This is a genomic window from Homoserinimonas sp. A520, assembly GCF_054489245.1.
Window position 1 is genome coordinate 445,930 of record NZ_JBTMWX010000003.1, and the last position, 19,458, is coordinate 465,387.

At 65.6% G+C, this 19,458-nt stretch carries 21 protein-coding genes; 10 read left to right on the plus strand and 11 right to left on the minus strand.

What is annotated here, in order from left to right; translation table 11 throughout:
* Window positions 1-2: 2 nt before the first annotated feature.
* Together ACX3PH_RS10820 and ACX3PH_RS10825 are read left to right on the plus strand one after the other, a co-directional pair.
* Entirely contained in the window at window positions 3-458 is a 456-nt protein-coding gene (locus tag ACX3PH_RS10820; RefSeq protein ID WP_459092309.1) for a cytochrome c oxidase subunit 4, read from the plus strand.
* Entirely contained in the window at window positions 427-894 is a 468-nt protein-coding gene (locus ACX3PH_RS10825; RefSeq protein WP_459092311.1) for a GNAT family N-acetyltransferase, read from the plus strand. Before ACX3PH_RS10820 ends, ACX3PH_RS10825 begins: the two co-directional genes overlap by 32 nt.
* Here ACX3PH_RS10825 and ACX3PH_RS10830 read toward each other — a convergent pair.
* The 5 genes from ACX3PH_RS10830 to ctaE all read right to left on the minus strand — a co-directional run bounded on the left by ACX3PH_RS10830 (window position 866) and on the right by ctaE (window position 6,523).
* Window positions 866-2,137 (minus strand): APC family permease, encoded by a 1,272-nt coding sequence (locus ACX3PH_RS10830; RefSeq protein WP_459092313.1) that lies wholly within the window; start codon window positions 2,135-2,137, stop codon window positions 866-868. The two genes, ACX3PH_RS10825 and ACX3PH_RS10830, sit on opposite strands and share 29 nt — an antisense overlap.
* 105 nt (window positions 2,138-2,242) lie before the next feature.
* Complete coding sequence (gene qcrB, locus ACX3PH_RS10835; RefSeq protein WP_459092315.1) at window positions 2,243-3,868, minus strand: cytochrome bc1 complex cytochrome b subunit; 1,626 nt, start codon at window positions 3,866-3,868, stop codon at window positions 2,243-2,245.
* Window positions 3,865-4,938, minus strand: a complete 1,074-nt coding sequence (gene qcrA, locus ACX3PH_RS10840) for a cytochrome bc1 complex Rieske iron-sulfur subunit (RefSeq protein ID WP_459092317.1) — start codon at window positions 4,936-4,938, stop codon at window positions 3,865-3,867. The genes qcrB and qcrA overlap by 4 nt, the downstream gene beginning before the upstream one ends.
* Before the next feature lie 110 nt (window positions 4,939-5,048).
* Complete coding sequence (gene qcrC, locus ACX3PH_RS10845; protein WP_459092319.1) at window positions 5,049-5,855, minus strand: cytochrome bc1 complex diheme cytochrome c subunit; 807 nt, start codon at window positions 5,853-5,855, stop codon at window positions 5,049-5,051.
* A 23-nt stretch (window positions 5,856-5,878) separates the two neighbouring features.
* Window positions 5,879-6,523 (minus strand): aa3-type cytochrome oxidase subunit III, encoded by a 645-nt coding sequence (gene ctaE, locus ACX3PH_RS10850; RefSeq protein WP_459092321.1) that lies wholly within the window; start codon window positions 6,521-6,523, stop codon window positions 5,879-5,881.
* 71 nt (window positions 6,524-6,594) lie between these two features.
* Between ctaE and trpD the strand changes: the two genes are divergently transcribed.
* The 4 genes from trpD to ACX3PH_RS10870 all read left to right on the plus strand — a co-directional run bounded on the left by trpD (window position 6,595) and on the right by ACX3PH_RS10870 (window position 9,736).
* Entirely contained in the window at window positions 6,595-7,647 is a 1,053-nt protein-coding gene (gene trpD, locus ACX3PH_RS10855) for an anthranilate phosphoribosyltransferase (RefSeq protein WP_459092323.1), read from the plus strand.
* A gap of 100 nt (window positions 7,648-7,747) precedes the next feature.
* A complete protein-coding gene (locus ACX3PH_RS10860; RefSeq protein ID WP_459092325.1) occupies window positions 7,748-8,236 on the plus strand; it encodes a hypothetical protein in 489 nt (162 codons plus the stop codon).
* A gap of 120 nt (window positions 8,237-8,356) precedes the next feature.
* Window positions 8,357-8,998, plus strand: coding sequence for a dihydrofolate reductase family protein (locus ACX3PH_RS10865; RefSeq protein WP_459092327.1), 642 nt, complete (start codon window positions 8,357-8,359; stop codon window positions 8,996-8,998).
* A 183-nt stretch (window positions 8,999-9,181) separates the two neighbouring features.
* Window positions 9,182-9,736: a DUF1697 domain-containing protein gene (locus ACX3PH_RS10870; protein WP_459092329.1), complete on the plus strand. Its 555-nt coding sequence runs from the start codon at window positions 9,182-9,184 to the stop codon at window positions 9,734-9,736.
* A 21-nt stretch (window positions 9,737-9,757) separates the two neighbouring features.
* Here ACX3PH_RS10870 and ACX3PH_RS10875 read toward each other — a convergent pair whose 3' ends face one another.
* Window positions 9,758-10,522, minus strand: a complete 765-nt coding sequence (locus ACX3PH_RS10875) for an SDR family oxidoreductase (protein WP_459092331.1) — start codon at window positions 10,520-10,522, stop codon at window positions 9,758-9,760.
* Window positions 10,523-10,656: 134 nt separating this feature from the next.
* On the opposite strand from ACX3PH_RS10875, the gene ACX3PH_RS10880 reads away from it, so the two are divergent.
* The 4 genes from ACX3PH_RS10880 (at window position 10,657) to ACX3PH_RS10895 (ending at window position 13,349) form a co-directional block, all read left to right on the plus strand.
* A complete protein-coding gene (locus ACX3PH_RS10880; protein WP_459092333.1) occupies window positions 10,657-11,133 on the plus strand; it encodes an NfeD family protein in 477 nt (158 codons plus the stop codon).
* A gap of 50 nt (window positions 11,134-11,183) precedes the next feature.
* Window positions 11,184-12,107, plus strand: a complete 924-nt coding sequence (locus tag ACX3PH_RS10885) for an SPFH domain-containing protein (protein WP_459092335.1) — start codon at window positions 11,184-11,186, stop codon at window positions 12,105-12,107.
* On the plus strand, window positions 12,085-12,873 hold the full coding sequence (locus ACX3PH_RS10890; RefSeq protein ID WP_459092337.1) for a glycerophosphodiester phosphodiesterase family protein: 789 nt from the start codon (window positions 12,085-12,087) through the stop codon (window positions 12,871-12,873). Before ACX3PH_RS10885 ends, ACX3PH_RS10890 begins: the two co-directional genes overlap by 23 nt.
* A gap of 110 nt (window positions 12,874-12,983) precedes the next feature.
* Entirely contained in the window at window positions 12,984-13,349 is a 366-nt protein-coding gene (locus ACX3PH_RS10895; protein ID WP_459092339.1) for an RNA polymerase-binding protein RbpA, read from the plus strand.
* 80 nt (window positions 13,350-13,429) lie between these two features.
* On the opposite strand, the gene ACX3PH_RS10900 is transcribed toward ACX3PH_RS10895, so the two are convergent.
* From ACX3PH_RS10900 to tatA, 5 genes are all read right to left on the minus strand, one after another.
* Window positions 13,430-14,134 (minus strand): polyprenol monophosphomannose synthase, encoded by a 705-nt coding sequence (locus ACX3PH_RS10900; RefSeq protein WP_459092341.1) that lies wholly within the window; start codon window positions 14,132-14,134, stop codon window positions 13,430-13,432.
* A complete protein-coding gene (lnt, locus tag ACX3PH_RS10905) occupies window positions 14,127-15,746 on the minus strand; it encodes an apolipoprotein N-acyltransferase (RefSeq protein ID WP_459092343.1) in 1,620 nt (539 codons plus the stop codon). Before lnt ends, ACX3PH_RS10900 begins: the two co-directional genes overlap by 8 nt.
* Before the next feature lie 74 nt (window positions 15,747-15,820).
* Entirely contained in the window at window positions 15,821-18,334 is a 2,514-nt protein-coding gene (locus ACX3PH_RS10910) for a DEAD/DEAH box helicase (protein WP_459092346.1), read from the minus strand.
* On the minus strand, window positions 18,331-19,086 hold the full coding sequence (gene tatC / locus ACX3PH_RS10915; protein WP_459092418.1) for a twin-arginine translocase subunit TatC: 756 nt from the start codon (window positions 19,084-19,086) through the stop codon (window positions 18,331-18,333). Before tatC ends, ACX3PH_RS10910 begins: the two co-directional genes overlap by 4 nt.
* Window positions 19,087-19,130: 44 nt before the next feature.
* Entirely contained in the window at window positions 19,131-19,376 is a 246-nt protein-coding gene (gene tatA / locus ACX3PH_RS10920; protein ID WP_459092348.1) for a twin-arginine translocase TatA/TatE family subunit, read from the minus strand.
* Between the last annotated feature and the right edge of the window lie 82 nt (window positions 19,377-19,458).

Consider the following 19,458-nt stretch of genomic DNA (forward strand, 5'->3'; position numbering starts at 1 on the left):
GCGTGAAAGGCAACGTAATCCTCTTCTGGGCGCTGTGCGCGTTCTTCGTGATCTCCGCGATCATGTACATAATCTGGGGTGCACTCGCGGCGACCACCGGTATTTTCACGGTCGCACCAGGTGAAGATGGTCGCCACGTTGAGCCGGTTGGCGCTCTCGCCCTCGGCTTGTGCGGAGTCATGTTCGCTTTCATCGCGTTCTACATCGGCAAGTCCCACAAGAGTCAGGGCGGGGAACTTCCGGAGGACCGTACCGACGCCAATATCGACGACGGCGACCCGGAGCTCGGGCACTTCAGCCCGTGGAGCTGGTGGCCAATCCTGTTGGCCGGCGCTGCGTCCCTGGCGATCCTGGGCATTGCAATCGGCTACTGGATCACCTTCATCGGTGTAGCGCTGTTGGCGATCACGCTCGTCGGGTGGGTGTATGAGTATTACCGCGGAAACTTCACCCACTGACGTCCGCATCCGGCAGGCGACGCTGGATGATGCTGACGCGGTATTCGCTCTCGTCAACCAGCTCGCCGATCGGTACGACGTCGACCGCGCGGCCTTCGATGACGCGTTCCACCACGCGGTGGAGCAGGCGGAGGACCACCTGCTGCAGGTTGCCGTCGCCGCCGATGGCAGTGTGCTCGGCTACGTCCTGATGACAATCGCGCGGCTGTTGTACACGCGCGACGATATTGCCCAGATCCAGGAGCTCATCGTGGACGAGTCCGCCCGCAACCTGGGCGTCGGCAGCCGCCTGGTGTACGCCATGGAAGACATCTGCCGGGCGCGCAACCTGTCCCAGCTCACGGTTGCAAGCAACCGGGCGCCGGCGTTCTATGACGGGCTCGACTACCGCTCAACCGCCGACTTCCTCAAGAAGAGTTTCGTCTTCGAGGACTGATCTCACGAGCACTGACTCGAGCGAGCACGCCGGCGGCCAGCACGGCCAGCCCTCCCAGAACGCTGGGGAGCGGCAGCGTGAGGGCGAGCACCGCGCAGCCGACCATTCCCAGCACCTGCAGCAGGCGAGGGTAGCGCCGCGCGTCCGCCGGTTGCGTGAATGCCGCCAGGTTGGCGATGAAGTAGTACAGCAGCACGCCGAACGAGGAGAAGCCGATGGCGCCGCGCAGGTCGATTGTGAGCACCAGCACCGTGACGACGATCGCCAGCGCGACCTCGGCCCGATGCGGAACTCGATAACGGGGGTGCACGGCGGCAAGCCACCGCGGCAGGTCTGACTCCCGTGCCATGGCGAGACTGGTGCGGCCGATTCCCGCCATCAACGCCAGGAGCGCACCCAGCGACGCTGCGGCGCCCCCGACCTGCACCACCGGCACCGCCCACGCCCATCCGCTTGCCTGCACGGCAGCCCGCAACGGCTCATCGGTTGCGCTCAGCTCTGCCGGTCCCAGGGCTCCGAGCACGGCAATGGCCACGCCGGCGTAGACCGCCACGGCGGCACCCAGCGCGATCAGGATCGCCCGCGGAATGGTGCGCGCCGGGTCCTTCACCTCCTCGCCCATGGTGGCAATGCGCGCGTAGCCGGCGAACGCGAAGAACAGGAGCCCGGATGCCTGCAGGATGCCGTAACCGGCGGCGATGCCCGGGCCCGGCAACGTCCACTCCAATTGTGGGAGGCCGCTGGCAAGTCCCGCGGCAACCACCACGGCGAGGACAGCCAATACGACGATGACGATCATCAGGGTGACGCGCGCGGTGCGGGTCACCCCGCGATAGTTGACGAACGCCAGCACGACAACGGCAGCCACCGCCACCGGCCGTTCCCAGGCGTCAGGAGCCGCGTAGGCGGCGAATGTCATCGCCATGGCGGCACAGCTCGCCGTCTTGCCGATGACGAAGCTCCAGCCGGCCAGGAAGCCCCACCACGGGCCGAGCCGCTCGCGGCCGTAAACATAGGTGCCGCCCGACTGTGGGTACACCGCCGCAAGCTGGGCAGACGACGTGGCGTTGCAGGTGGCGACGACCGCAGCGATGAGCAGGCTGAGCAGCAGGCCGGTGCCGGCCGACGCGGCCGCCGGACCGAACACGGCGAACACGCCGGCGCCGATCATCGATCCCAACCCGATGATGACGGCGCCGCCGAGACCCAGTTGCCTGGACAGTGATTTCGGGGGAGTGCTCACCGCTGAATCCTATGGCGGTCAGGTTAACGACGAGTAGCGCAGGGGTGCTGCTGGTCCACCAGAAAAGCCCCCGCCGAAGCAGGGGCTTTTCTCGGACACAGCGGGCTAGTGGTGCTCGCTCGACTCGAGTTCCGGTTGCGAAACCGGCGAGATGCGGTCTTCGAAGAACCACCGGGTGAGCCCTGCCCGCATCCGCTGGTTGAGCGTGATCTTGCCTTCACTGTTCGGGCGGATCATCAGCGGACGGTGATCGTCGTAGCTGACCAGGCGCCAGCGGTCGTACGCGTTCAGCGGCTGGTGAACCTCGATGTATTCGCCCCCTGGCAGGCGCACGATGCGACCGGACTCGTACCCGTGGAGGGCGATCTCGCGATCCTTCTTCTGCAGCGCGATGCAGGTGCGCTTGGTCACGATGTAGGCGATGACCGGTCCGGCGAACAGCAGCAGCTGCAGCGCATGCGTCACACCTTCAAGGCTCAACATGAAGTGGGTGGCCATCAGGTCGGAGCTGGCAGCAGCCCACATCACCGCGTAGAACGTGACGCCGGCGGCGCCGACCGCGGTGCGTGTCGGGTTGTTGCGGGGGCGCTCGGCAAGGTGGTGCTCGCGCTTGTCCCCGGTGATCCACGCCTCGAGGAAGGGGTAGATAAGGACCGTGACGATGAACAGGCCCAGCACGACAACCGGCACGAGGATGTTCAGCGACACCGTCCAGCCGCCGAGCACGAACTCCCAGCCCGGCGGGACGAGGCGCAGCGCGCCATCCGCGAAGCCGATGTACCAGTCGGGCTGCGTACCGGCAGACACGGGGGAGGGGTCGTACGGTCCGTACACCCACACCGCGTTGATGGAGAAGAACGAGGCGATCAGAACGATCACGCCGAAGACGATGAAGAAGAACCCACCGGCCTTGGCGGCGAAGATCGGCATGATCGGCACGCCAACGACGTTGTCGTTGGTGCGCCCGGGGCCGGCGAACTGGGTGTGCTTGTTGATCACCATGAGCACCAGGTGAATACCGATGAGGGCGATCACCAGGGCAGGAAGCAGCATGATGTGGAGCACGAACAGGCGGCCGACGATGTCAGTGCCGGGGAACTCTCCGCCGAAGAACAGGTAGGACGTCCAGGTGCCGATGACCGGGATTCCCTTGATGATTCCGTCGATGATGCGGAGGCCGTTGCCCGAGAGCAGGTCGTCCGGCAGGGAGTAGCCGGTGAAGCCTTCTGCCATGGCCAGGATGAACAGCACGAAGCCGATGATCCAGTTGAGCTCGCGCGGCTTGCGGAAGGCACCGGTGAAGAAGATGCGCAGCATGTGCAGCCCGATCGCAGCCACGAACAGCAGTGCGGCCCAGTGGTGGACCTGGCGCATGAGCAGGCCGCCGCGAATGTCGAAGGAGATATCGATGGTCGACGCCATGGCGGCCGACATCTCGATGCCCTTCAACGGGACGTATGAGCCGTCGTAGACGACGTGGCTCATCGACGGGTCGAAGAAGAACGTCAGGAACGTGCCGGAGAGCAGGATGACGACGAAGCTGTACAGCGCGACCTCGCCGAGCATGAACGACCAGTGGTCGGGGAAGACCTTGCGGCCGAGTTCCCGGACGAGGCCGGAGATGCTGGTGCGCTCGTCGATGTAGTTGGCGGCGGCGCCCGTGAAGCGCTGTCCCCGTGTCGGCGCCAGGGCCGTGGTCGTGGGGGCTTCGCCCGTAGTTGTGGTGGTCATGCTGAACGCTCCCAGAAGCTAGGTCCGACGGGCTCATGGAAGTCACTCTGCGCGACGAGGTAGCCTTCTGCGTCAACCTCGATGGGGAGTTGGGGCAGCGGTCGCTTGGCCGGGCCGAAGATGACTTCACAGTGGTTGGTGACGTCGAAGGTCGACTGGTGGCACGGGCACAGCAGGTGATGCGTGTGCTGCTCGTACAGTGCCACCGGGCATCCGACGTGGGTGCAGATCTTGGAGTAGGCGACGATTCCCTGGTAGGACCAGTCTTTTCGGCCCTCTTCCTCGTTGAGGTCGGCCGGGTTCAACCGCATCAACAGCACTGCGGCCTTCGACTTCTCCTCGAGCATGTGCTCTGCCTCGTCGATGCCTTCCGGCATGACGTGGAAGACCGATCCGATCGTGACATCCGACGCCTTGATCGGAGTTCCGGAGGGGTCGCGGATGAGGCGGGTTCCCTTTTCCCACAGTGTTTCCTTGAACAGCTTCACCGGGTCTTCTGCCGGTGCCAGGTCGCGGAACAGGACGATCGCGGGAATCGGGGTCAACGCCAATGCACCGATCAGCGTGTTGCGGATGAGGGAGCGGCGGCCGAAACCGGACTCCTTGTTGCCGAGCCGGAAGACCTCGACCGCTGCGGCGCGGGTCTCTACGGTTCCGCGGGTCGGGTGGCGCGACTCGACGAGTTCCTCACCCTTCATGAGCGTCTTGGCCCAGTACACGGCACCGATACCGAGCGGGAACAGTCCGAGGGTGATACCGATACCCAGGAACATCGTGTTCATGCGAACGGAGTCGGCGTCGCCCGGCACGATCGGGAAGATGATGTAGGCGACGACCGCGAAGATGCTGCCGACGACGGAGAGCAGGAACAGGGTGGACACCCGTCGCGCGGCGGTGCGCTCGGCTGCGGGGTCGAGGTCGGTGACGCGCGGCCGGTGCGGGGGGAAACCGGGGTTCTGGACGGCGTCGGATGTGACGACGGCGGTCCCCGACGACACCTGGCGCGGCTCGCTCTTCTCGACAGCCGAGCCGGCAGCGGCGGCGTCACCGCCGTTGTCGTGCTGTGCCATTGATTTCCCTTCGGTTGGTGCTTGACGTTTCTAGTTCTGCGAATTCTTTGTTCTGCTCTGTCCCGGGCTGGTGGTGTCCGGATGGTGGGGGAGCGAGGCTGCCCCCAGGGTCAACTGGCTCGTGCGGCGATCCACACGGTGAGCGCCACGATGCCGCCCAGGCCGAAGATCCAGATGAACAGGCCTTCGGAAACGGGGCCGATGCTGCCCAGGCCGTACCCGCCAACGGATGGTGTCTCCTCCAGGTACTGGAGGTAGCTGATGATGTCGGCCTTCTCTTCCGGCGTGATGTTCATGTCATTGAACACCGGCATGTTCTGCGGGCCGGTGACCATGGCCTCGTAGATGTGAACCGGCTCAACACCCTGCAGCCCGGGCGCGTACTTGCCCTCGGTCAAGGCACCACCGGCGCCGGCGACGTTGTGGCACATGGCGCAGTTCACGCGGAACAGCACGCCACCGTTGGCGATGTCGTCGCCCACGAGGTCTGCCGCGTCGGGGATCGCCGGTCCAGGGGCCAGGGATGCGACGTACTCGGCAAGGGCAAGGGTCTGCTCTTCGCTGAACTGTGCCGGCTTCTGGGCGCCCTGCGGTCCCTGGAAGGCCAACGGCATCCGACCGGTTCCCACCTGGAAGTGCACGGATGCCGCGCCGACGCCGTAGAGGCTTGGGCCGTCCTTGGTGCCTTCAGCGTTCATGCCGTGACAGGTGGCGCAGTTCGCCGCGAAGAGCGCCTGGCCCTCCTCGACGGTGGCCTGGGTGACGGCGGTGGTCTCGGCGGCCGCGGTGCTGCTGAACATCGCGTACGCGCCACCGGTGGTCATCAGACCGACCAGGATGAGCGCAACGGTCGCCAGTGGATGACGGCGGCCGGCGGGCCTGGCGCCGCGGGCCTGGGGTGTGGAGTTGTTTCCCATGGTGCTTTCCGGTTGTCCCGTTCCTATTTGAGTACGTAGATGACCAGGAATAGCCCGATCCAGACGACGTCGACGAAGTGCCAGTAGTACGAGACGACGATGGCGCTTGTCGCCTCCTTGTGACCGAAGTTCTTGACGCTGTACGCGCGGCCGATGATGAGCAGGAACGCGATCAGCCCGCCCAGGACGTGAAGGCCGTGGAATCCGGTGGTGATGTAGAAGGCGGAACCGTAGGAGTTCGAGCTGAGGCTCACGTGCTCGCTGACCAGCGTCGCGTACTCGAAGACCTGCCCGGTGACGAACATGGCGCCCATGATGAAGGAGAGGAAGAACCACTCGACCATGCCCCACTTGGCAAATTGCAGCAGAGTGCCGGTGCGCCGTGGCTGCAGCCGTTCAGCGGCGAACACCCCGAACTGGGCCGTGACCGAGGACAGCACCAGGATGATGGTGATCGTCAGGGCGAACGGAACGTTGAGGGTCGCGGTCTCCGCTGCCCAGAGTTCCGGCGAGGTGGATCGGAGCGTGAAGTAAATGGCGAAAAGGCCCGCGAAGAACATGACTTCGCTGCCGAGCCACACAATGGTTCCGATGGCCACGACATTGGGCCTGTTTACAACAGGGGCTCCAACTGGCTGAGTTAAAGAGGTGCTGGTCACGGTTTCCATTATGGCCGATATTCTTAGCCGCGTTCGTCATACAGCCGGGTGTGTGCGGGCAAAAAGCTAGGATTTCCTGCATGTATGACGAAACCACTTGGCCCGACGTTCTCAACACGCTGCTCGACGGCGGCGACCTGAGCATCAGCGAGGCCTCATGGGCCATGCGCCAGATCATGGCGGGGGAGGCGACGGATGCCCAATTGGCCGGTTTCCTGGTCGCCCTGAGGGCCAAGGGTGAGACGGTCGATGAGATCGTGGGCTTCCGGGATGCTGTGCTCGAGAACGCGCTGCCGTTGCGTGCGGACTCGATGGCGCTCGACATTGTCGGCACCGGAGGAGACCGCTTCGCCACGGTGAACATCTCCACCATGGCCTCGATCGTCTGCGCTGCGGCCGGCGCCACAGTGATCAAGCATGGGAACCGTGCGGCCAGTTCAGCATCCGGGGCATCCGACGTGCTCTCAGCGCTCGGCATCGACCTTCAGCTGGATCCGGAGAAGGTCGTCCGGGTGCTCGAGCAGACCGGCATCACTTTCGCCTACGCGGCGCTGTTCCATCCCGGTTTCCGGCATGCCGGCCCGATCCGGGCGCAACTCGGTGTGTCCACGGTGTTCAACTTCCTGGGGCCGCTGTGCAATCCGGTGCGTCCGGAGGCATCCGCTGTCGGCGTCGCCAACCTGGAGACGGTGCCGCTGTTCGTCGGCGTTTTTCGGAACAGGGGAGCGACGGCGCTGGTCTTCCGCGGGGACGACGGGCTCGATGAGCTCACGACGACCGGCCACAGCCATATCTGGGAGGTCTCGCGCGGTGATGTGCACGAGCACGACCTCGATCCGCTCGACCTCGGGATACCTCGTGCCAGGATCTCCGACCTGGTCGGCGGGGATGGGGCCCATAACGCCGCCATTGCGAGGGAGACGCTCGGCGGAAAGCTCGGCCCGGTGCGCGACATCGTGTTGCTGAACGCTGCTGCCGGGTTGATCGCGTTCGACCTGGCGAAGGACTCGTCGCAGACCCTGGTGCCGATCGTTGAGCGGTTCAGGCAGAAATTGGTCATTGCCGCGGATGCTGTCGATTCCGGGGCTGCCATCGCGAAGCTCGACCACTGGGTTGCGGCTTCGCAGCAATGAGGTTCACGGCAGGGTGGTACGCATCGTCATCATCCTTATAGTGAGAATTTGTTAGTAACTCTTCTGGCAACTCGCGGATTGCCGCGCTACCATCTCGCACATGACCGGGAACGAGCCGGGAGTGACCGGCGACAATCATGACCGCACCGACGTTGAGAACGACGACACCGACGTGGAGAACGCGGGGGAGACCCAGCGCGGCAGCATGATGGAGGCCGAAGACGCTGCGGCTCAGCAGACTGCTGACGAGCGCGCGCGCAGAGCCGATGCAGGGGACCCGGCGGCGCAGGCCGAGCAGGCCGACCTCGCCAAGCCGGACCGCGTGCGCCAAGCGGCAGAATGGCTGGACGAGAAGCTGATTCCGCGGCTCGGCGGGGCAGAGGTTGGCCCATACGACGACGAGTCGGAGGAGTCGGTCAAAGCACACGACACCTGTCCGCTCTGTGGCCATTCGATGCGGGAGCACCAGTTCGATCGCTCCCATGCGAACGCCGTGCTGATCTGCCCCGCACCACAGATTCCCGAGCGAGAGTCGTTCGAGCCTCTGAACGAAGTCGGCATGATCAAGCGTCGCTCCGACGCCGAGTAGTCGGCGAGCGAGCGGCCACGAAGACTGCAACTGAGGTCCAACGCCCACGAAGCGGGAGGCTGCTGAAGCGCATAATCGAATTGTGTACACTGTACACATCAGCTTCTCGGGAGGGGTCTCATGGCGGTACGCATCGACCTCAACATTTCGCTCGATGGCGTCGTCGCGCCGGCCGACCAGAGTCCGGAGAATCCGATGGGCGCCGACTGGGGGCGCCTGGTGGAGGTGTACATCGGAACCAGGACCCTGCGGGAGCGCGTGTTGCACGAGACGACGGGGGAGGGAACGACCGGCGTCGACGATCGTTACGCCGCGGAATACTTCGACGGGATTGGCGCGGAAATCATGGGCGCCGCGATGTTCGGGCTCCATGCCTTTCCGGACGACCCTGACTGGCGGGGCTGGTGGGGCGAGGAACCGCCGTTTCGCTGTCCCGTCCTCGTGCTGACGCATCGGGAACGGCCGGCCATCGACTTCGCCAATGGCACTCGGTTCGAGTTCCTCACAGCCACGCCCGAGGACGCGCTCGCTCGTGCCCGGGAGCATGCCGCCGGCGGCGACATCCGTGTCGGCGGGGGAGCGAGCGTCGCGCGCGAATACCTGCGGGCAGGGCTCGTCGATCGCCTGCATGTCGCGATCAGCCCGATCGTCCTCGGTCGGGGCGTTCGGCTCTGGGACGACCTGCGAGCGCTCGAGCGCGAGTACGCCGTCACGTCGGAGGTGGCCGACAGCGGCGTCATTCACGTCACGTTCGCGCGTTGAGGCCGGGGAGGGTGGCATATGAGGTTGCACGGCCGGAATCCCGTTACTTGACATAATGTGCATTATCGGCGTCTATGCGCACGAAACCATTGCGCACGAAACCATTCAGCACGAAACCATTCAGCACGCTGTCGGCGGTCCGTGGGATCGTGCAGTGATGACACCGACAGCCCGAGGACAACTGTGAAGAACGACAACGTTTCCTACGTCGCTCTATTGCGCGGCATCAACGTGGGCGGCAAGAACCTGATCGGCATGCCGGAACTCGCTGAGTGTTTCCGCGACGCCGGCTACCGGAACGTTCGCACCTACATCCAGAGCGGCAATGTGCTGTTCACCACAGCTCGCACGCCTGGCCCCGAACCCGAGACCGCAATCGAACGGATGCTGGAAGAGCGTTTCGGGATTCCCCTTACGGTCGTGGTGCGCTCACGCGATGAGCTCGCCGAGACGATCGCCGCGGCACCGGCGGGCCACGGCTCCCCTGACCTGCGCAGCGACGTCTACTTCCTCAAAGCGCCGCTCACCCCTGACGAGGCGCACGCCCAACTGCCGCAACTGCGCGAAGGGGTCGATTCGGTGGCTCTCGGGCCAGGTGCGCTGTACTTCTCGAGGGTGAAAGCGCGGGCGACCGAGACCAACATCAACAGGTTCATGGGCAAGCCGGTCTTTCGTCAGATCACCGTGCGCAACTGGCGCACGACCACCCGTCTCCTGGAGCTGCTCGAGGGCGAGTAGCCCCACAACCTGCCTGGAGCCTTACTCGGGCTGGAAACCGCTCACGTCGCCGACGTAGCGCGTGTTGTTGGCCGGAACCGGCTCGACGGCGGCCGCAGCCACCTCAGCGGCGAACTCGCCGACGTTGTAGAGCCGTCCCGCCGCCTGCTTACGTGAGTCGATCGCTCCCGGGTTCGCCCGCTCGAGCAACGTCGCCGTGATGGTGCCCTCGATCATGTCGCCGGAGACGACGACGAACTCGACGCCCGCCTCCTGAAGCTGAGGAATCATCTCACGAAGGGCGTCCTCCCCTGCACGCTTGCTGAGCGCGACCGCCTGGTACTCCGGCATCGTCTCGGTGGTGCGGATGAAGTGGGCCTGGTGGCTGGTCACGAACACCACGCGAGAACCTGGCCCAAGCAGCGGCAGGGCCGCGGTGAGAACGCCCACCTGCGCGTCGCGGTTCAGCAGCATGGCGTAGTCCTCGGCCATACCCGACTCCATGCCGCCCGAGGCGTTCAACACCAGGACGTCCAGTCCGCCGAACTGTTCCTTCACCGTTTGCATCATCGCGGCGACGGATGCCGGGTCGGTCAGGTCGGCTCCGACCGCGATGGCTGCTCCCCCGGCGGCTTCGATCTTCTCCACCAACTGCAGCGCGCGCTTCTCCTTGTTGCGGTAGTTGATGACCACCGACGCGCCGGCCGCGGCTAGCAGGCCTGCAGTGTCTGCACCGATCCCCCGCGACGATCCGGTGACGAGCGCGCGCTTGCCTGCGAGGGAACCGGGGCTGAGGGGCTGTGACACGTCGAACTCCTAAAGGTGGGGGCAGAGTTCCGAGGATACCAAGCCGCTCCCCTGAACCACTCCCCGTGCCGCTCCCCCGTGCCTCCCGCCCGAATGGTAGTTTCGATCAAGACCGCCACCCGAGGAGCGCACGCATGGATCTGCTTGTCATCGACCTGACGCAGTACCTCTGGATCGTCTGGCTTGTTTTCATCCTCATCGCCGTGATCATCGAGCTCCTCACGCTGGAATTCACCTTCCTGATGATCGCCGTCGGTAGCCTGGGCGGGCTCGGAGCGAACTTGCTGGGGCTGGAATGGTGGATGCAGATCGGCATTGCGGCCGTGCTGTCCGTGCTGCTCATCCTGATCATCCGGCCGTTCATGCTGCGATACCTGCGCAAGGGCGAAGACCCGACCCCCAGCAACATTGACGCGCTGGCAGGCATGACCGCCCGCGTCGTGCTGGCGGTCGGCGAGAACGGCGGACAGGTGAAGCTGGCCAACGGCGAAACCTGGACCGCCCGGCTGTCCGATCTGACCGAGCACAGGCTCGTCGAGATCGATGAACGGGTCATTGTGACCGCGATTGAAGGGTCCACCGCCGTGGTGGTGCCCGCTGAACGAAGTTGAGCAAGACTAGAAACTGAGCACGCCTAGAAACTGAGCAAGGGGAACTGAGCATGATTGACGTATCGGCCAACATCGGCCAGTGGTTCATTGTCGCGTTATTGGTGGTCCTGGGCGTCTTCGTCCTGGTCGTGCTGACCCGCGCCATCCGCATCGTTCCGCAGGCGACAGCCGGCGTGGTCGAGCGTCTCGGGAAGTACCACAAGACCCTGATGCCGGGCCTGAACATCCTGGTGCCGTTCATCGACCGGATGCGACCGCTCATCGACATGCGCGAGCAGGTCGTGTCGTTCCCGCCGCAGCCGGTGATCACCGAGGACAACCTGGTGGTCTCGATCGACACCGTCGTCTACTTCCAGGTGACGGATGCCCGCGCAGCCACCTACGAGATCGCCAACTATCTGGGCGCGGTCGAGCAATTGACCACCACGACCCTTCGTAACGTCGTGGGTGGCCTCAACCTCGAGGAGGCGCTCACCAGCCGCGACAACATCAACGGCCAGTTGCGCATCGTGCTCGATGAGGCGACCGGCAAGTGGGGCATCCGGGTCGGTCGCGTCGAGTTGAAGGCCATCGACCCGCCCCTGTCGATCCAGGACTCGATGGAGAAGCAGATGCGCGCCGAGCGTGACCGTCGCGCCGTCATCCTCACCGCCGAGGGAACCAAGCAGTCCGCGATCCTCGAGGCTGAGGGCTCCAGGCAGGCCGCGATCCTCGAGGCTGAGGGCTACGCCAAGGCCGCGGTGCTGAGGGCGGAGGGTGAGGGTGCCGCCATCACCACCGTGTTCAAGGCGATCCACGACGGCAACCCCGACCCGGCGCTGCTGGCGTACCAGTACCTGCTGACCCTCCCCAAGATCGCGGAAGGCGAGGCCAGCAAGCTCTGGATCATCCCGTCCGAACTCACGGAAGCGGTAAAGGGCATCAGTGCCGGCTTCTTCGGCGGCGGGGCGAATGAGCAGCCACCCACGAAGTAGGCGGGGGGCGGATGGCGACTCGTACTTCTCCCCCGCTTCGCCGCGCGTTCTGGCCCATCGTGGCCTGGCGACCGAAGCGCCGGAGAACACCATGCTCGCCTTCCTCAAGGCGCTGAGCATCGGGGTCGACTACCTCGAGACCGACGTTCACGCCTCCCAGGACGGGGTCGCGGTGATCACTCACGACCCCGACCTGTCGCGGGTGGCCGGCCGTCCGGTGCGTGTCGACCACCTGACGATGGCTGAGTTGCGCAAGGTCAGTCTCGGCGACGGCCAGCACTTTGCGAGTCTCGCGGAGGTTCTGGATGCCTTTCCAGCGGCCAGGTTCAACATCGACATCAAGAGCGACGCCGCGCTCGAGCCGACCGTCGAGGCGGTTCTGGCTGCCGGTGCCGTGAAACGCGTGCTGATTGCTTCGTTCAGCGATCGACGTCGCAAACTGGCCGTCTCCCGTTTGCCCGGAGTGGCGACATCCGCTTCCCGCAGGGCGTCCGCCCAGGCCGTCGCAGCCGCACGCGTCGGGCAGGTTCGGCTGGTCAGGGCGGCGCTGCAGGGCGTGGATGCCGTACAACTGCCTGAGCGGCTCAAGGGGGTGCGGATCATCACTCCGCGACTGGTCACCTCGATGCATGCCGCGGGCGTTGAGGTGCACGCCTGGACCATCAACGATGTCCCCACCATGGAACGCCTGCTCACGATCGGCGTTGACGGGCTGGTCACCGACCGGGCAGACCTGGCGCTGGAAGTCGTGCGTCGGCGTCGCTGAACAGCCTCCCGAGCCTGTGAACCCGCTGTGAAAGGCGGGAAGCGGAAAGGATTCTCCCAGCCGGACGGTTTATAACTGGGACGATCGTCGCGAGCAGCAAGGAGACCGCCATGGCAGACCGCAGTTTGCGCGGAATGAGACTGGGAGCACAGAGCCTCCAGAGTGAAGAAGGCGTTACCTTCTCCCCGCGGAAGAAGAGTACTTACCGGGCAGCGGATGGATCGACCTTCGAGGTCATGTTCTCATCCGAGGCCGAGGTTCCCACCGTGTGGGAGTCGCCCAAGAGCGGGCTTGAGGGCCGGCTGGTTGACGAGGTCGGCGAACTGGTCGAACACGAACTCGTCGAGGGCAAGGTGGCACGTACCCACTGGGACATGCTGCTGGAACGCCGCACCCGCGCCGAACTCGAGGAACTGCTCCAGGAGCGCCTCGACTTCCTGCGTGCCCGTAAGGGGCAGCAGAAGATCGGCGCCTGACCGAAAGCACTCGTGAGAACGAGAAGAACGCCCAGCCTTCGGGTTGGGCGTTCTTCTTGTCTCTGCCCAGCAGGCAGGTACTAGCGGACGAACCCCCAGAGCGTGATCCGCACCAGTGCTTCCGCCACGATCCCGGCGTGCATCTTCGACCGCCCCGCCGTGCGCTCCACGAAAGTGATCGGGTGCTCGGTAACCCGGAATCCTGCCCGCTCCAGTCGCCACGCCAGCTCGACCTGGAAGCAGTAGCCCTGCGACGACACCCGACCGAACTCGACCGCACGCAGGGCATCCGCGCGAAACACGCGGTATCCGGACGTCAGGTCGCGGATGCGGCTGCGCAGCACCATGCGGGCGTACCGGTTGCCGGTGCGCGAGATGGTTCGGCGGAACCACGGCCAATTGAGCACCGCTCCCCCGGTGACCCAGCGGGAGCCGATCACCAGGTCTGCTGACGCCTCGGCTGCCGCCAGCATGTGCGGAAGCTCTGCGGGGTCATGGGAACCGTCAGCGTCGATCTCGACCAGGTAGCGGTAGCCGGCATCCAGCCCCTGCTCGAATCCGGCGATATAGGCGCGGCCGAGCCCTTGCTTGGCCTTCCGGTGGAGCACGGTGACTGCGGGGTCGCCGGCTGCCAGCCGGTCGGCGAGGTCCCCGGTGCCATCCGGTGATGCGTCATCGACGATCAGGATGTCAGCGGCGGGAACCTCCTGGCGCAATCGCCCGATGATGGCCGGCAGGTTCTCCGCCTCGTTGTAGGTCGGAACGATGACCAGCGTGTCAGCCACGTGGCATCCGCTCGGCGCTGCCGCGCTTGCGCGTGAGCAGGATCGCCGCGGTGAGGCCACCGAGGCCGAGGAAGCCGGCCAGCCACTCCACCCAGCGTCCGATGACGGATGCCGGGGTCACCATGTCGCTGAGCGGCACGTCTTCGAGCATGACGCCTGGTGTGTACGTCTCCAGTTCGACGATGGTGCTGCCGTCCGGCCCGATGATCGCACTGGTGCCGACTGTTGAGGTGTTGACGACGCTGCGGCCGTACTCGATGGCGCGCAGGCGGGCGATGGCCAGCTGCTGCACGCTCTCCTGGCTCTGACCGAAGTCGGCGTTGTTGGTCGGGGCGAGGATGACCTCCGCTCCCCCGTCGATCATCTGGTGCAGGAGGGCGTCGTCGACGATGTCGAAGCAGATGGCGAGGCCGGCCAGCAGGCGCTCCTGATCGGTGCTGCCCTGATCGGTGGTGCCCCCGTCCGTCAGCTCGATGTCGAACACGTTCGGCCGCTCGCCGAACGAGTAGTCACGCGGCACCAGGTCGAACAGGCTGGGGGCCAGCGGATACCAGAACTCCCGGTCAGGCAGGTATTCCGCGAAGGGCACCGGGTGGATCTTGTCGTACTGCGCCACCGACCCCTCCCCCGGCTGCCAGAGCAGCAGGCTGTTGAAGACCCGGCCCACCTCGTCGCTGGTGATGGTGCCGACGACAAGAGGCGCATTCAGCTCCTCGGTCACGAAATCGAGCACGCCGGCCGCCTGCGGGTAGTCCAGGGGGTTGAGGTCTGCGGCGTTCTCCGGCCAGACGACCAGGTCGACCTTCTCGTCGAGTACCGGCACCGTGGCCTGCAGGTGGTCGTCCAGGATGTCGCCGCGCTCCCGTTCGGCGAAGAGTCCGGCATCCGAATTCCCCTGGACTGCAGCAACGCGGATGCTGCCGCTCACCGAGGTCGGCCACGCCGGCATCGCGAAGGCGACGGCCACGGCGATCGCCGGGACGAGCATCCGCCGCCAGGTGGTGGATTGCCAAGCCCCGTACCGCCATTCGCGAACGGCCTGGAGGATCATGGCGGCCAGCACCGCAATGACGAAGCTGAGTCCGGATGCGCCCAGCCAGGCGACGAGATCACCCAGCGGGCTCTGCGACTGGGAGAAGGCCAGCCGGCCCCAGGAGAAGCCGCCGTACGGCCAGACGCTGACGATGGCCTCTCGAAGCGTCCATAGACCCGCCAGTGTTACCGGAAGCAGGAGCAGACGGCCAGCAGTGTTGAAGGTGCCACCGCCGGACCAGGCCTGCAGCCCGTGGCGCCAGGCGAGGGCGATCAGCGAAGCACCGATGGCGAAGAAGATCGTCTGGAGACCGGCGAGGGCGAGCCACGGCACGGCGCCCAGGTAGGTGGTGAGCCAGAAGATGTGGATGCCGTAGAAGGCGAACCCGCCGGCCAGGCCGACCAGCATGCTTCCCCCGAAGGTGCGACCGAGGAGGGACCAGAGGATGAGCGCTGTTCCCGGAATCGCCAACGGCCACCACCCGAGAGCGGGGAAGGCGCCGGCCAGGATGGCTCCCCCGGCAGCCGCGGCGATTGTTGCCAGCCACAGGGGTGCCGGGCGGCTCAGGTCGGGTTTCATCGCTATCAGCGTACTTCAGCGAGCACAGTGTTCAGAGGTGCAGCGTTCAGAGGCGCAGTTCAGGGATGCGGCGCTCAGGCGACGCTGGAGTACGCGACGATGCCGCGGCGGATGGCGTCGAGGGCCTGGCGCGCTGTCGAGCCGACCGGCGCATCCGCGACCACCGAAAGCTGGTCGAGCAGGTCGATCGCCTGCTTGGTGACTCTCACGAAGTCCCCCGCTGCCAGCTCTGCTTCCTGCAATACGGCGTCCAGCGACGCACCCTGCGCCCAGCGGTACATCGGCAGCGACAGCCCGGTCGCGACCGGGTTGCTGCCGGGCAGGCGGTGGTCTCGCTCCAGGTCATCGAGCCGGCTCCACAGGTCGGTGGTCGCCTCCAGCGCGGCACGGAACGGTCCGCGCGGCAGGTAGCGGTCCGAGAGTTGCCCCTCATCGCGACGCGGTTCGTAAATGAGGGCGACCGCCATGGCGGCCATCCCGGCGGCATCGAGGTCGTTCCAGGCGCCACGACGCAGGCACTCGGCAACCAGCAGGTCGCGTTCCCCGTAGATGCGCCTCAGGATGCGGCCGTGCGGGCCGACTCCGACCTTCCCGTTCTTGTCACGGTTGAGGTAGTCGAGCTCGAGGAGAACATCCGTCACCCGGTCGAAGACTTTCGCGACCGCACCGGTGCGGGTGCGCACCTGGGCGCTCAGCTCGTCCTTCTGCTTCTTCAGGCGCCCCCAGCGCTCCGCCCACCTGGCGTGGGCTTCCCGATCACTGCAGGCGTGGCACGGATGCTGTTTGAGGCGCTTCCGAAGTCCCGCGAGTTGCCGCTGGCGCCGGTCGCGTTCGGCTCGCGCCTGCAGGTCGTTGCGATTGGTGCTCTTGCGTTCGAGGTCGGTGAGCTCCCGACGGATGCCCCAATACTCGGTGAAGTCGCCCAGGTGGCAGGTCATGGCCTCTTCGTAGCCGCCCATCGACTCCTCGATGCTGCGCACCTTCCTGGCCAGGTCGACGACTGCACGGTCGGCCTGGAACTGGGCGAACGACGACTCCAGGATGTCCCGGGTGCGGTCGCGGCCGAACTGTTCGATCAGGTTGACGGCCATGTTGTAGGTCGGGGTGAAGCTGGAGTTCAGCGGGTAGGTGCGCCGGGAGGCGAGGGAAGCGACCGCCTGCGGGTCCAGGCCGTCCTGCCACTGGATGACCGAGTGGCCCTCGACGTCGATTCCGCGGCGACCGGCCCGTCCGGTGAGTTGGGTGTACTCCCCCGGCGTGATCGGTACCCTGGCCTCACCGTTGAACTTCTCCAGCTTTTCCAGCACGACGGTCCTGGCCGGCATGTTGATGCCCAGCGCGAGGGTCTCGGTGGCGAAGACGGCTTTCACCAGCTTACGCCGGAACAACTCCTCGACCACTTCCTTGAACGCGGGAAGCATTCCGGCGTGATGGGCGGCGACTCCTCGTTCCAGCCCGTCGAGCCACTCCCAATAGCCGAGGACGGCCAGGTCCTGGTCGGGGATGGTGCGGCAGCGTTCCTCCACGTAGGCGCGGATCTCGTCGCGCTCGTGCTGCTCGGTGAGGCGCACCCCCGCGCGCAGCACCTGCAGGACGGCCTGGTCGCATCCGTTACGGCTGAAGATGAAGAAGATGGCCGGCAGCAGGTTCTTCGAACCGAGCAGGGTGACGATCTCAGCGCGGTCGGCCCGCTGGCTGTGGAGCTCTCTCGCGTTGTACCGATTGCGGCCCCCTCGGCCCTGGCCACCGCGGTTGTGCCCGCCAGGGCGGGCCCCGGCACGAGCGCCAGAGGTCAGCCGCATCAACTCGGGGTTCACCCGATTGGCCGAACCGGCCTGGACGCGGCTACCGGAGGCACGCTGTACTGAGCCCGTCGAAGTGTCGAACAGGTCGAGCAGCTTGGAGCGCACCAGCACGTGCTGGTCGAGTGGGACCGGGCGCTCCTCGGAGACGATCACCGTTGTCTCGCCGCGGACCGCCTGCAGCCAGTCTCCGAACTCCTCCGCGTTGGAGACGGTGGCGCTGAGCGAGACCAGGCGCACCGATTGCGGGAGGTGGATGATGACCTCCTCCCAGACGGCCCCGCGGAAGCGGTCGGCCAGGTAGTGCACCTCGTCCATGATGACGAAGGCGAGGTTCTGGAGCAGGTCGGAACCGGCGTAGAGCATGTTGCGCAGCACCTCGGTGGTCATGACGACGATGCGGGCCTGCGAGTTGATATTGGTGTCCCCGGTGAGCAACCCCACTTCGCTGTGCCCGTATTCGGCGGCCAGCTCCTGGTACTTCTGGTTGCTGAGCGCCTTCATCGGGGCGGTGTAGAAGATCTTCGCCTTCGGCCGGCGCATCGTCAGGTACACGGCGAACTCCGCGACCACGGTCTTGCCTGCTCCCGTCGGGGCAGCCACCAGCACGCTGTTGCCCTCCTCCAGCGCGATGCAGGCACTGATCTGGAACGGGTCGAGGTCGAACTTCAGTCCCTCGCGGAAGCCCCGTACTTCGGGTGACTGGGTGCCCTGGCGGGAAGCGGCAAAGCGTTCCGCAGGGCTGCGCGTGTCGTCGTACGCCCTGCCTCGTTGTGGTGAACTCATGCGTTCGCTGTCCCCAACTGGTCTTCGAATGCCGCCTGCCTCTTGGCGGCGATCCGGTCGTGGAGCCACGCTACCCCCGCCGCGAGGAAGTAGAGCAGGACCATCGGGACGGCGAGCAGGAACATCGACATCACGTCGGCGGCTGGGGTGGCGATTGCGCAGAACACGGCGATCAGGAGGACGGCGACGCGCCAGCCCTTGATGATCGCGCCGGCGGAGATCACCCCGAGGAAATTGAGGAGCACCAGGAAGACCGGCATCACGAACGCGATACCGACGGCGAGCACCAGCTTGAGCACGAAGTCGAGGTACACCTTCGCCTCCACGAAGCTGGCGTCCTCCGGCGGAACGAAACCGGCCATCAGGCTGACGATGTTAGGCAGCACGAACCAGCCGGCCGCGCAGCCGGCGAGGAACAGCGGTACTGCAGTGAAGAAGAACCCGAAGGTGTACCGCTTCTCTTTCTTCGTCAAGCCGGGGACCAGGAAGGCGAAGATCTGGTACAGCCAGACCGGGCTGGAGGCGACGATGCCGATGGTCACGGCGACCTGCATCGTGACGTCGAACCCGCCGGTGATGGTGGAGTAGTTGATCGTGGCGTTGCGTGCTTCGGCTATCGCCAGGATGGGAACCCGAAGGGCATCCCAGACGAATTGGGCAACGACGAAACCGCCGACCGACGCGACGAGGATCGAGATGCCGCCGATGAACAATCGCTTGCGAAGCTCGACGAGATGCTCCCCGAGGGACATCCGGGCATCGCCAGAGCCTCGCTTCCTGAGCGTGGCCACGGAACTTACGGCTTGGTCGGCGAATCCGGGCCAGACGGCAGCTCGTCCGAAGGCCGCTGCTCATCCGAAGGCCGCTGCTCATCCGAAGGGGCCGCGGTCTCGTCGGTGGGCTGCTTGATCTCGCTCTTGAAGATCTTCATGGACTGGCCGAGGCTCCGGGCCAGCGCGGGAAGTTTCGGCGCGCCGAACAGCAGCAGGATGATGGCGAGCAGGATGAGCGCGTGCCACCCGGTAAAAGCGTTTCCGAACATCGGGGAACATCCTTCTGAGTCAGACTTGCGGTTCAGGCCATTTTAGCCCTATGGATTGTGCGTAGCCCCATGAACTGGACGT